Annotated in this window: 14 protein-coding genes; 5 read left to right on the top strand and 9 right to left on the bottom strand. The window is 65.3% G+C overall.

What is annotated here, in order from left to right; translation table 11 throughout:
- Nucleotides 1-72: 72 nt before the first annotated feature.
- From arcD to WNM05_RS05240, 3 genes are all read right to left on the bottom strand, one after another.
- Nucleotides 73-1,524, bottom strand: coding sequence for an arginine-ornithine antiporter (gene arcD, locus WNM05_RS05250; RefSeq protein WP_434633101.1), 1,452 nt, complete (start codon nucleotides 1,522-1,524; stop codon nucleotides 73-75).
- A gap of 522 nt (nucleotides 1,525-2,046) precedes the next feature.
- A complete protein-coding gene (locus WNM05_RS05245; protein WP_434633100.1) occupies nucleotides 2,047-2,178 on the bottom strand; it encodes a DUF3149 domain-containing protein in 132 nt (43 codons plus the stop codon).
- 174 nt (nucleotides 2,179-2,352) lie between these two features.
- Nucleotides 2,353-3,384 carry a CDP-6-deoxy-delta-3,4-glucoseen reductase gene (locus WNM05_RS05240; RefSeq protein WP_434633099.1) on the bottom strand — a complete coding sequence of 344 codons (1,032 nt, stop codon included), beginning with the start codon at nucleotides 3,382-3,384 and terminating at the stop codon, nucleotides 2,353-2,355.
- Between the two features lie 39 nt (nucleotides 3,385-3,423).
- Between WNM05_RS05240 and WNM05_RS05235 the strand changes: the two genes are divergently transcribed.
- Nucleotides 3,424-4,344 carry an SDR family oxidoreductase gene (locus tag WNM05_RS05235; protein ID WP_434633097.1) on the top strand — a complete coding sequence of 307 codons (921 nt, stop codon included), beginning with the start codon at nucleotides 3,424-3,426 and terminating at the stop codon, nucleotides 4,342-4,344.
- 37 nt (nucleotides 4,345-4,381) lie between these two features.
- Nucleotides 4,382-5,062 (top strand): tRNA (guanosine(46)-N7)-methyltransferase TrmB, encoded by a 681-nt coding sequence (gene trmB, locus WNM05_RS05230; protein WP_434633095.1) that lies wholly within the window; start codon nucleotides 4,382-4,384, stop codon nucleotides 5,060-5,062.
- A gap of 55 nt (nucleotides 5,063-5,117) precedes the next feature.
- On the opposite strand, the gene WNM05_RS05225 is transcribed toward trmB, so the two are convergent.
- The gene (locus tag WNM05_RS05225; RefSeq protein ID WP_434633092.1) at nucleotides 5,118-5,597 is read right to left on the bottom strand and encodes a glutathione peroxidase; all 480 of its coding nucleotides are present in this window, start codon (nucleotides 5,595-5,597) and stop codon (nucleotides 5,118-5,120) included.
- Nucleotides 5,598-5,729: 132 nt separating this feature from the next.
- On the opposite strand from WNM05_RS05225, the gene WNM05_RS05220 reads away from it, so the two are divergent.
- Nucleotides 5,730-6,209, top strand: a complete 480-nt coding sequence (locus tag WNM05_RS05220) for a DUF1841 family protein (RefSeq protein WP_434633090.1) — start codon at nucleotides 5,730-5,732, stop codon at nucleotides 6,207-6,209.
- Nucleotides 6,210-6,420: 211 nt separating this feature from the next.
- On the opposite strand, the gene WNM05_RS05215 is transcribed toward WNM05_RS05220, so the two are convergent.
- Both WNM05_RS05215 and WNM05_RS05210 read right to left on the bottom strand, forming a co-directional pair.
- Nucleotides 6,421-7,374, bottom strand: coding sequence for a D-2-hydroxyacid dehydrogenase (locus WNM05_RS05215; RefSeq protein ID WP_434633088.1), 954 nt, complete (start codon nucleotides 7,372-7,374; stop codon nucleotides 6,421-6,423).
- Between the two features lie 10 nt (nucleotides 7,375-7,384).
- Nucleotides 7,385-8,170 carry a DUF2189 domain-containing protein gene (locus WNM05_RS05210; RefSeq protein WP_434633085.1) on the bottom strand — a complete coding sequence of 262 codons (786 nt, stop codon included), beginning with the start codon at nucleotides 8,168-8,170 and terminating at the stop codon, nucleotides 7,385-7,387.
- 140 nt (nucleotides 8,171-8,310) lie between these two features.
- On the opposite strand from WNM05_RS05210, the gene WNM05_RS05205 reads away from it, so the two are divergent.
- Nucleotides 8,311-8,637 (top strand): FKBP-type peptidyl-prolyl cis-trans isomerase, encoded by a 327-nt coding sequence (locus WNM05_RS05205; RefSeq protein ID WP_434633083.1) that lies wholly within the window; start codon nucleotides 8,311-8,313, stop codon nucleotides 8,635-8,637.
- Between the two features lie 109 nt (nucleotides 8,638-8,746).
- Here the strand turns inward: WNM05_RS05205 and WNM05_RS05200 are convergent, their stop codons facing one another.
- The gene (locus WNM05_RS05200) at nucleotides 8,747-9,364 is read right to left on the bottom strand and encodes a DedA family protein (RefSeq protein WP_434633081.1); all 618 of its coding nucleotides are present in this window, start codon (nucleotides 9,362-9,364) and stop codon (nucleotides 8,747-8,749) included.
- A 113-nt stretch (nucleotides 9,365-9,477) separates the two neighbouring features.
- Here WNM05_RS05200 and alr point away from each other — a divergent pair, with 113 nt between their 5' ends.
- On the top strand, nucleotides 9,478-10,551 hold the full coding sequence (gene alr, locus WNM05_RS05195; protein ID WP_434633079.1) for an alanine racemase: 1,074 nt from the start codon (nucleotides 9,478-9,480) through the stop codon (nucleotides 10,549-10,551).
- Here alr and WNM05_RS05190 read toward each other — a convergent pair.
- On the bottom strand, nucleotides 10,493-11,068 hold the full coding sequence (locus tag WNM05_RS05190) for a rhomboid family intramembrane serine protease (RefSeq protein ID WP_434633077.1): 576 nt from the start codon (nucleotides 11,066-11,068) through the stop codon (nucleotides 10,493-10,495). The two genes, alr and WNM05_RS05190, sit on opposite strands and share 59 nt — an antisense overlap.
- The gene (locus tag WNM05_RS05185; protein ID WP_434633076.1) at nucleotides 11,050-12,963 is read right to left on the bottom strand and encodes an ExeM/NucH family extracellular endonuclease; all 1,914 of its coding nucleotides are present in this window, start codon (nucleotides 12,961-12,963) and stop codon (nucleotides 11,050-11,052) included. Before WNM05_RS05185 ends, WNM05_RS05190 begins: the two co-directional genes overlap by 19 nt.
- Nucleotides 12,964-13,045: the final 82 nt, after the last annotated feature.

Genomic DNA, 13,045 nt, shown 5'->3' with positions numbered 1-13,045 from the left:
GATACTCCTTGATTCTTGTTGGACTTCAGGGACGGGCGGACCGCCCCCATGACTGGTTTCGAAATCTTTCGGCTACAGGCCGATCTTGCCCGCAGCCAGCATGTAGACCGCGATCAGCGCCAGCACCACCACGATGGCGGCCAGCACGGCCTCGATCAGGTTGAACGGCTTCCGGCCCTGCTCCTTCTTGGCCCACAGGTAGAACAGCAGGCCCGGGGCGTACAGCACCATGGACAGGAACAGATACTTGGGACCGGCGGCGTAGATCAGCCAGGCGCCGTAGACGGTGGCCAGCACCGCGGTCCAGAACTCCTTGGCCCGGCTCTCTCCGGCGGCGTAGCCCTCGCCTCGGCTGGCCACCAGCCAGGAATAGCCGGCGCACAGCAGGTAGGGGATCAAGATCATCGAAGTGGCCAGCGACAGCAGCGCCAGGTAGCCGGCCGAGCTCTTCAGCGTGATCAGCAGGAAGAGCTGGATCAGGCCGTTGGTCAGCCACAGCGAGGCCGCCGGCGTGTCGTTGGCGTTGACGGTGCCGAACACCTTCGGCATCACGCCGTCCTTGCCGGCGAGGTAGGGGGCCTCGGCGGCCAGCAGCGTCCAGGCCAGCAGCGCGCCGCCTACCGAGATCACCAGACCGGCGTTCATCAGGTTGGCGCCGACCGGGCCGAAGGCCTTTTGCAGCACATAGGCGGTGGACGGGTTCTTCAGCGCGGCCAGCTCGGCCTGCGTCATCACGCCCAGCGACAGCACCGACACGGCGACCAAGAGCGCGATGGTCAACAGGAAGCCGATCACCGTGGCCTTGCCGACGTCCCGCATGCTCTCGGCCCGGCCGGAGAACATCGAGGCGCCCTCGATGCCGATGAAGACCCATACCGTCACCAGCATCGTGCTCTTGACCTGGTCGACGACGGAGCCGAGCTTGGCATTGCCCCAGAAATCCAGGCTGAAGGTATCGACCTTGAAGGCGAACACGATCAGCGCGATAAACAGCGCCAGCGGCACCAGCTTGGCGACGGTGGTGATGGTGTTGATGAAGGCCGCGCCATGCACGCCGCGCAGCACCAGGAAGTGCAGGCACCACAACAGCACCGAGGCGCAGGCGATCGCGATCGGCGTGTTGCCGTCGCCGAAGGCCGGAATCCAGAAGGCCAGCGCCGAGAACATCACCACGAAGTAGGAGACGTTGCCTATCCAGGCCGAGATCCAGTAGCCCCAGGCCGAGTTGAAGCCCATGTAGTCGCCGAAGCCGGCCCTGGCGTAGCCGTAGACGCCGCCGGAGACTTCCGGTTTGCGCGAGGCCAGCATCTGGAACACGAAGGCCAGCGCCAACATGCCGACAAAGGTGATGGCCCAGCCGATCAGGATGGCGCCGGCGCTGGCGCCGGCCGCCATGTTCTGCGGCAACGAAAAGATGCCGCCGCCTATCATCGAGCCGACGACCAGCGCCGTCAGCGCGCCCAGCTTCAGCCTGGGCGCGGCGCCTTCGACGAGGCCGGCCTGGCTTGCAGTTTCAGTGGACATTTTCATTCTCCAATCGAGGGATGTGAACCGTGTTTTTTCTCTGTTTATTATTAAATTCTTATCATCTGAAATAATGGTATACGCGGTTAAAACGGCCGTTCCACAGTTGTCGCGAGCGGGATTGATTTGCATCAAGCGGGCAAGCGGGACAAAACGCCCACTAGCGGGAAATGCGACCAAGGCTTGCAGCAAGGCGTCATACCGTGGCGCCGGCCTGGCGCCAGGTTCAGCATAGGTGCAGTGCCGTCAGCCGTCTGACGGCATCTGCAATACCATGACCTGAAGCAAGAAAGAATAAAATGTCGATTAAAATCAACATCTTAATAAAATGACGATGTGCATTTCGCATCACGCGGACAAAATTATCCGGCATCGCTCAGCGCAATGACATTATTGAGGGACCCCGCGGCCACGAGGAAAGTTCGCCACCCGGACCGGAGAAAAAAAGAGGCGGATACGGCCCACCACCGTACCCGCCAACACACACATCAAGAGGAAATGCGGAAACTCAAACGACGATTGTCACTTGCCGGGCCGGTTGATATTCCTGAAGATCACCCACAACGCACCCAGCACCACCAAGGTGGTCACCACGATCGTCAATAGGCTCAGGCGGCCCACGTCGTCGGACAACAGCAAGGTCAACAACTCCATGGTCTCCTCCTTTCGGGCCTCTGGCCCCGTTTGCTTGCCGATGACATAATAACCATCTCACCAACAATGGGATTGACCCATATCAAACCGCGGCCCCGCCCCGTTTGATGCTGCGCAAATAAAAAGCCCCCGGCTGAAAGCCGGGGGCTTTATGTATACAAATCAGAATCTTGTCTACTTGGCGCCGCTATTCATGTCCTTGGCCAGGAAAAAGGCGTCGGAGAAGAATTCGTCGTTGGGCAGGCCGCGTTCGCGGGTGAAGGTGCCGTGGGCCGCCTCCACCATCACCGGCGCGCCGCAGGCATAGACCTGGTAGCCGGACAAATCGGCGAAGTCCTCCAGCACCGCCTGGTGCACAAAGCCGGTGCGGCCGGTCCAGCCGTCTTCCGGCAGCGCCTCGGACAGCACCGGAACATAACGGATGTGCGGATGGGCCGCCGCCCAGCCCTCGGCCAGCTCGGCCATGTACAGGTCGGCCTTGCTGCGGGCGCCCCAGTAGAACGCCATAGGCCGGGTGATGCCGTGATGGATGGCATGCTCGATGATGCCCTTCACCGGCGCGAAGCCGGTGCCGCTGGCGATCAGCACGACGGGCTTGTCCGAGTCCTCGCGCAGGAAGAAGGAGCCCAGCGGGCCCTTGAAGCGCATGATTTCGCGCTCCTTCATCTGCTGGAACACGTATTCGGAGAAGGAGCCGCCCGGCTGGTGGCGGATGTGCAACTCCAGGAAGGCGTCGTCGTGCGGCGCGTTGGCGATGGAGAAGCTGCGCTTCTTGCCGTCCTTCATCAGAATGTCGATATACTGGCCGGCGCGGAACTGCAGCCGCTCCGACACCGGCAGCTTCAGCTTCAGCACCGCCACGTCGTGGATCTTTTCGATCTTTTCGACGCGGCACGGCAGCGTCTTGATCTGCATGTCGCCGGCGCCGGTGACTTCGCGCACTTCGATGCTGACATCGCCCTGCGGCCGCGAACAGCAGAACAAGGCCATGCCCTGCGCCTGCTCGGCCGGCGTCAGCGCCTTTTCCTGGAAACCGTCCTGGCTGACTTCGCCGTCCACCACCTTGCCCTTGCAGGCGCCGCAGGCGCCGTCGCGGCAACCGTAGGGCAGGCCTATGCCCTGACGCAGCGCGGCTTCAAGAATGGTTTCGTGCGCTTCCACACCGAATGTATGCCCACTGGGGAGCACCTTCACCTGGCAAGTCATGTCGTTTCTCAATCCCGAATTCTGGCTAAAATGCACACCATGCGTACCCTACTTGTTGTCGGCGCCGGCGATGTCGCCCGCCGTGCCCTGCCCTTGTTGCAATCCCGCTGGCGAGTGCTGGCGCTGTGCCGCTCCGACCAGGCCGCCTCGCGCTGGCGCGCGCTCGGCGCCAAGCCGGTGCCGGCCGACCTCGACCGCCCCGACAGCCTGGAAAGGCTGGCCGGCCTGGCCGACGCCGTGCTGCTCACCGCGCCGCCTCCCGGACAGGGCCGGAGCGACCCCAGAATGCGCAAGTTATTGTACGCGCTGGCAAAAGGCAACAGCATACCACAGCAACTGGTCTATATCAGCAGCAGCGGCGTCTACGGAGATGCGAATAGCATGCTTCTCGATGAAACCGCGGCGCTGAAGCCACAGAGCGAGCGCGCGATGCGCCGCGTCGACGCCGAGTCGGCGCTGCGCCGCTTCGCCGCCGCCCGCGGCGCGGCGCTGACGATACTGCGCGCGCCCGGCATCTACGCCGACGAGCGGCTGCCGCTGGCGCGCTTCGCCGCCGGCGAGCCGCTGATCGACGCAGCCGAGGACAGCTGGAGCAACCATATCCACGCCGACGATCTGGCGCGGCTGTGCGTGGCCGCGCTGGACCGCCGCCGCAGCGGCATCCGCGTCTACAACGCCTGCGACGACCGGCCGCTGCCGGTCGGCGAATGGTATCAAAGACTCGCCGACACGCTGGGCCTCGCTTGCCCGCCGCGGCTGCCGCGCGACAAGGCCCGCCGGCGGATGTCGCCGCAACGCTGGTCCTTCCTGGCAGAGTCCCGCCGTCTCGACAACCGGCGCGTCCGCAGCGAGCTGGGCACGCCGCTGCTCTGGCCCAGCGTCTTGCAATACCTGGCGGCGCTGGACGCCGATCCGGCGCGCAAGGCGGCAATACTCGCAAGCTACGCCGAGATTCGGTAACATCGCGGTTTTTTTGAGTTTTCAGCAGGCCAGCAAAATGGAAAATCCGGCTTTCAAACGAGCGATCAGAAGCTTTGTGCTGCGGCAGGGCCATCTGTCCGCAGGTCAGCAGCGTGCGATGGACGAAGGCATGCCGCGCTGGGGCATAGCCTATCGCCCCGAGCCGATCGATCTGGAACAGGCCTTCGGACGCGCCGCGCCCAAAATCCTGGAAATCGGCTTCGGCATGGGCGGCGCCACGGCCGAGATCGCGGCCGCCAACCCGGACAAGGACTACCTGGGCATCGAGGTGCACGGCCCCGGCGTCGGCAATCTGTGCAAGCTGATCGCCGAGAAGGAGTTGAGCAATCTGCGGCTGATGCGCCACGACGCGGTCGAAGTGCTGGACAATATGCTGCCGGACGGCAGCCTGGACGGCGTGCACATCTTCTTCCCCGACCCCTGGCACAAGAAACGCCACAACAAGCGCCGCCTGATCCAGGCGCCGCTGGTGGCCAAGCTGGCCAAAAAGCTGAAGCCGGGCGGCTATTTCCACGCCGCCACCGACTGGGAGGATTACGCGATCCAGATCCTCGAAGTGCTGAGCGGCGACCCCGATCTGGAAAACACCGCAGACGGCTACGCGCCGCGCCCGGACTACCGCCCGCTGACCAAGTTCGAAGCCCGCGGCATCAAGCTGGGCCACGGCGTGTGGGACCTGGTCTTCCGCCGCAAGTAGGCCGCGTCGCCCGTAGGGTGCGTCACCCCGTAGGGGCGACGCACCGACAAGCGCCTCACCGCCCCAACAAGGCCTTGATATCGTCGACCAGCTCGTGCGGCTCCACCGCCGGCTCGTAACGCTTCACCACCCTGCCGCGGCCGTCGACCAGAAACTTGGTGAAGTTCCACTTGATCGGGTGCGGGCGGTCGGAATCGGCCTGGGTCAGCCAGCGCCACAGCGGATGCGCGCCGTCGCCGTTGACCTCCAGCTTGGAAAACAGCGGGAAGGATACGCCGAAGCGCGCCCGGCAGAACGCCAGGATCTCCCGCTCGCCGCCCGGCTCCTGACCGCCGAACTGGTTGCACGGAAAACCGAGCACCGCGAAACCCTGGTCGGCGAAATAGTCCTGCAGCTCCTGCAGACCGGCGTATTGCCGCGTATAGCCGCACTCGCTGGCGGTGTTCACCAGCAGCAGCACCTTGCCCTCGTAGGCCGACAGCGCCTGCTGGGCGCCGTCGGCCCGCTGCGCGCTAAAATCGTAGAGCGTGGTCATGACAAGCTCCGTCCCGTATAATGCCGCAGCCCGGAATGGCAGCCGCCTGCGACCCTGACCCTTGCTGTTTGAAGACTGCTCGGACGGCCCGTCCACACCGAGTCCCGCCCGTTATCGCCGAGGTCTATACCAATGTTGTTCAACCCCAGCCGCCAGGACGCCCGTCGTTTCTTCTTCGACACCTGGAGCAAGTCCAAGTCCGGCCAGCCGATGTCCGACCTGGAACAAATCGTCCTATCCATTCTTATAGACCACCCGGAGTACCATCCCATCCTGGAAAATCCGGAAGCGTTCCTGGAGCAGGAGTGGACGCCGGACATGGGCGAGACCAATCCCTTCCTGCACCTGGGCCTGCACGTGGCGATCGCCGAGCAGCGCTCGATAGACCAGCCCTTCGGCATACGCGCGCTGTACGCGCAACTGGCGCTGCGCCACGGCGACGAACACCGCGCCCAGCACGAGATCATGGAATGCCTCGGCGAAATGATCTGGCACGCGCAGCGCTACGGCGGCGGTCCCGATGTCAACCGCTACATTTCCTGTATCCGCGGCAAGCTGGGCATGGGCGAGGAAGAGGCGCCGCGCGCCAATCCCAACGATATGGACGACTGAAAAAAAGCACCGTGGCGGAGAACCGGCCACGGTGGAACAAGCGGGGCAACTCGATGCGGCATTCGCCGTACGAGCCATTTCAACTTAGTCCATTCATCAGGACAATGCAAATCTATTTAAACAGTTCTGATAATATCGACACGATCGTCCAGAAAAAAACCGGAATGGCCCATTGGCATTCCGGTTTTTCGATTGCAATGCTTATTTCTGCTTAAACCAGACGATTCTCACTCCCGCCGCGGACAAAGGCTTCGATATTGGCGACCAGCTGCGCCGCCAGCCTGCGCATCGCCTCGGCGCTGGCCCAGCCAACATGCGGCGTGACGATCAGGTTCGGCAGCCTGGCCCTCAGCAGCGGATTGTCCGGCGACGGCGGCTCGGCGCTCAGCACGTCGAAACCGGCTCCGCCCAGCTGTCCGTACTTCAATGCGGCGACCAGGTCGGCCTCGTCGACCAGTCCCCCGCGCGCGGTATTGATCAGTATCGCGCCCGGCTTCATCGCCATCAGTTCCGGCTGGGCGATCATGCCGCGCGTCTCGTCGGTCAGCGGACAATGCAGCGACAGCACGTCGGCGCGCGCCAGCACCTCGGCGAACGGCAGCCTCCCCTCCCGTGTCCGCGCCTCCCCCTTGCGCTCGGCGAACAGCACCTCCATGCCGAAGGCCCTCGCCATCCCGGCCAGCTGGCCGCCTATGCCGCCGCCGCCGACGATGCCCAGCGTCGCGCCGCGCAGCTCGCGTATCGGCGCCCCGAAGTGGCAGAACTGCCGGGACTGGCTCCAGACGCCGGCGGCGACGTCGCGCTGATAGGCCGGCAGGTTCTTCATCAGCGCCAGCATCAAGGTCAGCGCGTGCTCGGCCACCGTATGGTCGCCGTAGTGGCGGACGTTGCAGACGGCGATGCCGCGCTCGCGGCACGCGTCCAGGTCGACATGGTTGTAGCCGGTGGCGGCGATGGAGACCAGCTCGAGCGCCGGCAAGCGCGCGATCGTCTCGCGCGACAGCGGCACCTTGTTGCTGATGACGATCTGCGCCGCGGCGGCGCGCTCGACCACCTCGTCGGCGGCGCTGGCCGGATATTCGCGGTAGTCGGCGGGGAAGCTGAAAACGGGAACCGGGACAGGCAGGCTGTCCCGGTCCAGGAAGACGATATTGCGTGGGATCATTGCGTGGCGGTCATCGCTCGAAAGTGATCAAATCCCGATAGGCATGCCAGCTGGCCAGCGCCAGCACCGGCATGATGATGATCAGGCCCAGATAGTAGGTGGCGAATCCGACCACCGACAGCACGACAATGATAACGGCCCACAAGCCCATCGTCAGCACATTGCGGTATACCGCCTGCACGCTGGCTATCATCGCGGTGATGGTGTCGACCTCCTTGTCCAGCAGCATCGGTATCGACACCACGCTGACCGAGAACACCAGCTGGGCGAACAGGAAGCCGACGGCGAAATACGCGATCAGGAACTCGATATTGTCCGCCTTGAACGCGTCGGCGACGATCTCGTTCAGATTCGGCAGCGCCGCGGTGTCGTAGAACAGCGCGAACATCAGCAGCGACACGCGGAACCAGCCGAACACCAGCACCGCCAGCAGCACCGCGTACAGGCTGAAGCCCGGCATGTTGACGCGCCAGGCCGCCATGCTGTGCAGCAGCTTGACGCGGCCATGGCCGTCGAAGGCCTCCATCTGCTTGGCGATGTCGTACAGGCCGATGGCCAGGAAAGGGCCGGCCAGCAGGAAGATGGTGGCGAAGGTGATCACCAGTTCCGGCGCCTGCTCGACATAGGCGCCGAGCAGATAGCCCATCAGCACGAAGATCGCGCCGTAGAACAGACAGTCGGCCGGCACCTTCTGGAAGTCGCGGAAACCTTTTTTCAGCCACTGCAGCGGCTGCATCAGCTCCACCTTGCGCGCCACCGGCCGTACCAGCGGCGCATCGTGATCGGTCACATCCATGGCACACCCCCTTGATTCGCATCGAAATCGAAGACAAAGCGTCCTGAATTCCGTTATATGCCACACAGGGGAAAACACAAAGCGGCCGCCCGGCTGCTACAATCGCGCGGTGTAACCCGATACTGGCGAAAGGAAAACGCATGAGCGAACTGATCATTGAAGAACTGGCCATCGGCGAAGGCGCGGAAGCCGTCGCCGGCCAGGAAGTCACCGTGCACTACACCGGCTGGCTGACCGACGGCAGCAAGTTCGACTCCAGCAAGGATCGCATGCAGCCGTTCAGCTTCCCGCTGGGCGCCGGCTACGTGATCAAGGGCTGGGACCAGGGCGTGCAGGGAATGAAGGTCGGCGGCAAGCGCAAGCTGACCATCCCGGCCGAGCTGGGCTACGGCGCGCGCGGCGCCGGCGGCGTGATCCCGCCGCACGCGACGCTGGTGTTCGAAGTGGAGCTGCTGCAGGTCGGCTGATCCATCCGCCTTCCAGCAGAAAGGCCATCCCCCGGGATGGCCTTTTTGATGTGCGCGCCCCGCATCCGGCAGAACGCCGCCGATGCGGCAAAAAATCGAAAGCAGGCTTTTACTTCTTCGCGCAGGACAGGCGGCGGCGCTTGAACCAGACGAAGCCGACCGCCAGCAGCAGCACCGCCACCACGGTCAGTATGCCCGCCTGGCCGCGGTGCACCATCGTCATCAGCCAATCGCGGTTGGCGGCGCCGTAATAACCAAGATAGACCCAGACCGGCACCGAGATCAGCGCGGCGAAGCCGTCCATCAGCAGGAAGCGCCAGTACGGCACGCGGCGCGTCATGCCGGCGGTGATGAAGATAGGCGAGCGCAGGCCGGGCAGGAAGCGGGCGACGAACAGCACCCAGTTGCCGTACTTCTCGAACTTCTCCTGCACCGCCTCGAAGCGCTCCTGGGTCAGGATGCGGGCGATGGGCTTGAAGCGCAGGACCTTGTGACCGAAGATGCGTCCGGCCAGGAACATGATGCCGTCGCCGACCAGCACGCCGGCCATGCCGACGACGAACATATAGTGCACATTGGCGTAGCCGAGACCGGAAATCACGCCGCCGGCCACCAGGGTGATGTCCTCGGGAATCGGCACCCCGAAACCGCAAACCAGCAACACCGCGAACACGGCCACATATCCGTAGCCGGTGAAGAAATCGAGAAGTATCTGCAGAGTATCCATCTAATATTCCGTCCGCCGGCTTGGTTCCAGATCGTCGCAATCAAGCGGCCGGGCGGCTAATGTCCATGCACGGAGGTGTATAATAGCACACCTCTCGTACACGCTTTCTTGACATGACACGCCCTATCCGGCTGGAGATTTCCCTCCCGGCCATCCGCCACAATTTCCTGTTCACCCGCCGACATTCGCAGGCCCGCAGCCTGTTCGCCGTGATCAAGGCGAACGCCTACGGCCACGGCTTATTGGACACGGCAAAGGCGTTGGCCGATCTGGCCGACGGTTTTGCCCTGCTCAATATCGAAGACGCCGTGCGCCTGCGCGAAGCGGGATTCGACCATCCCATCTCGCTGCTGGAGGGACCGTTCGACGCGGCCGAAGCCGCCGCGATGGCCGACTACCGCCTGGGCGGCGCCGTCCATTCACAACAACAGATGGACTGGCTGGCCAAAGGTTCCGCGGATCGGCCGGTCGACGTCTGGCTGAAAATCAACAGCGGCATGAACCGGCTGGGTTTCCGCCCGGAAGAGGCCGCCGCCGCCCAGGCCCGGCTGCAGGCGATGCCGCAGGCCAGACTGGCCGCCGTCATGACCCATTTCGCCACCGCCGACGAAGACTTCGGCGTCGCCGGGCAATGGAACCGCTTCGAACCGGTGGCCGCCGCCAGCGGCCTGCCGGTCAGCGCCGCCAACTCGGCCGCGCTGCTGCGCCATCCTCACACCCACGGCGACATCGGCCGCCCCGGCATCGTGCTGTACGGCGCATCGCCGTTCGACGGCGAAACCGGCGCCGATCTCGGCCTCGCGCCGGCGATGACGCTGTCGGCCGACATCATCGCCGTGCAGCAGCTGCAAGCCGGCGATGCCGTCGGTTACGGCCGCCGTTTCGTCGCCGACCGGGCCATGCGCATAGCCGTGGTCGCCTGCGGCTACGCCGACGGCTATCCGCGCATCGCCGCCAACGGCGCGCCGGCGGCGGTGGACGGCCGGCCGTGCCGGCTGGTCGGCCGGGTGTCGATGGACATGCTGACGGTGGATATCAGCGATCTGCCCCAGGCCGGCGTCGGCAGCCGGGTGGAGCTGTGGGGGCCGAACGCGCCGATAGAGAAAGTGGCCGCGGCCGCCGGCACCATCAGCTACGAGCTGATGAGCGCAGTGATGCCGCGGGTACCGCGCGTCGTGCGCAGCTGAGTCCAAGCAGCAGCAGCGGCGCCAGCAAGGCGCCGCCGACATGCGCCGACCACAGCACCGGCTCGCCGCCCGGCCCCGGATTCGGCCACATGCCCTGCCAAGCCAAGCGCAGCAGCAGCGCCGCCGCCAGCCAAGGGCCGGCGGTTTCGCTCCGCTTCAAGCAGGCCAATGCCGCCCACCAGCCGTAAACCACGCCCGATGCGCCGAGGAAGGGCTGCGGTTCGGGCTGGATCATCTGCAGCCCTGCGATCAGCCAGGGCAATAGCAAAGCCAGCGCGCACAGCGCCCAGACCGCGCGCCGCCCGCCCAGGCCGGCCAGCAATAACAAGCTGGCGCTGTTCAATGCCGCGTGCCGCCAGTCGGCATGCACCCAGCTGGCGGTGAAAGCCCTCCACCACTCGCCGTCCATGGACGGATTGAAGAGCCAGCGCCGCGCCGCCTCGCCCCACGGCGCCAGAAGCGGCAGCAGCGCCGGCAACAGGCTGGCCGGCGGCGGCCTCACCTGCGTCGGCGCCAAGCCAGGAAACCGGCGAGACCGAGCATGCCCAGCGCGACCTCGTCGGCGCCGGCGATCGGCACCAGCTGCAGGTCCACGTACAAGGGGTCGTGATCGGACGAGCGGTAGGCATCGGGCGCGTAGTAGTTCTCACGCTGCGAGGCCGACTTGAACTCGCTGCCGTATTCCAGCGCGGTCGGCTCGTCGGCATTGATGTGCCACTCGCCGGCATCGGCCACCCACTTCGCCAGCGCCGCGTCGGCCAGCGCGTGGTCCAGATTGCCGGACTCGCCCTGGTAGACGTAGGAATAGGCGTGCTTGCGGAAACGCGCCAGCAGATTGGACAGGCCGCCTTCCTCGAAGGCGCCGATCGGGTCCTCCTTGGCGTAGGCGTTCATGTCGCCGATCACCAGCAGGCCCTCCTTGGCGGACGCGCCGCGCTGCTTGGCCCAGCGCACCAGATCCCGCGCGGCCTGCACCCGGGTCAGATTGCAATTGCCCTGGCCGTCGCCGGTGTCGACATCGGGCACGCCGTCGATCTTGTCCTGGGCGCAGCTGCTGCCCTTGGACTTCAGATGGTTGACCACCAGCGTCAGCTTCTTGCCGTCGACGGCGAAGGTCTGCGCCAGGCTGAGACGGTTCCTGGCCGGATCGCCTATCGCCAGCGCCTGGGCGGCGCCGTCGGGCTTCACGCGCGACGGACGATACAGCATGCCGGTGGTGATGGCGTCGGTGCCTATCTTCGGCAGCCCCGGATCGACGAAGCGGTACTGCTTGTCGGCGTCCACGCCGGCGTTCAGCGCGTCGACCAGCTCCTTGACCGCCGACTGCGGGCCGAAACCGTCGTTCTCCAGTTCCATCAGCCCCAGCACGTCGGCGTCCAGCTGGCGGATGGCGCCGACGATCTTGGCCTTCTGGCGCAGGAAGTCGTCGCGCGTCTTGGCCCCGCGCTCGGTGGGAAATCCGCCGCCCTTGCCGTCGCCGTTGAAGAAATTGAGCACATTGAAACTGGCGACGCGCAGATGGCCGGCCTTGCGCGCCGGCGCCGCCGCGCGCGGATTGGCCGCGGCGACCTGCGGCTGCGACAGCGGCTGCACGCGGTAGGCGCCGTTGCTGAACGACACCACGCCGACGAGGCCGTCCAGGCGGTCTCCGACCCGCAGCGTGTTGGCCGCGGACAGGCCGCCCGGTCCGGGCAGCCAGGCGTCGGCGTTCTGCCAGGTCCTGCCGTCGTCCAGCAGCAGGCGGTCGCGCGGATTCGCGGCGCGCAAGGCCTGGGCCTCGGCGCTGCCGGGGCGATAGAGCTGGGTCGGCACCCATTGCCGCGGCTGGCTGGACAGCGTCAGCTCGCCGTAGCGGCCGTAGTTGTAGCTGTCGATCACGAAAAGCGGCTGCTCGAATTTCACCGCCATGCCGGCCAGCGATTCCAGTTGCGCCGCGTCGCCGCTCAGCGGCAGCCGCAACGTCGCCGGCGCCAATTCGCCCCGGTAGCCGCAGGTTTGCACGTCGGCGGCGGCCGACGGCTGCAGCTGGGTCTCGCTGGCGGCGTCGCCGTTGCGCTTGAACTCCAGCACCTTGCCCTTAACGCCGACCACATCGCCGGCCTTCAAGGCCGGCAGCGCCAGCTTGCCGGTATAGACGTAGACGCCTTCCGAGGTCGACGGATCGGCGTCCCGGTTCTGCGGCGCTTCCTCGATGAAGAAGCCGACCGGGCCGTCCTTGCCGTACAGCAGGCTGCTGACCACGCCCTGCACCGTCACGGTCCTGCCTTGCATCGGACTCTGCGGGCCGCTGCCCTGGACCTGGTGGATGCGCGTGTCGGCCAGGGTACAGGCGGCGTGGGCCTGCAGACCGGCCAGCGCCAGCGACGCGGCCACCGCCGCGCGGGAAAGGGGCGATACGGGTATTGTTCTCATCTTTTTGTCATCCTGAGTAGAAGTGCGGCAATTCTATCCACAGCCAGATGACATTCAAGTTTCTTGTTGTCGAGAATGGATT

Source organism: Chromobacterium sp. CV08, from assembly GCF_051129845.1.
In the GTDB taxonomy this organism is placed as follows: Bacteria; Pseudomonadota; Gammaproteobacteria; order Burkholderiales; family Chromobacteriaceae; genus Chromobacterium.
This window is presented reverse-complemented; position numbering and strand designations above follow the sequence as displayed.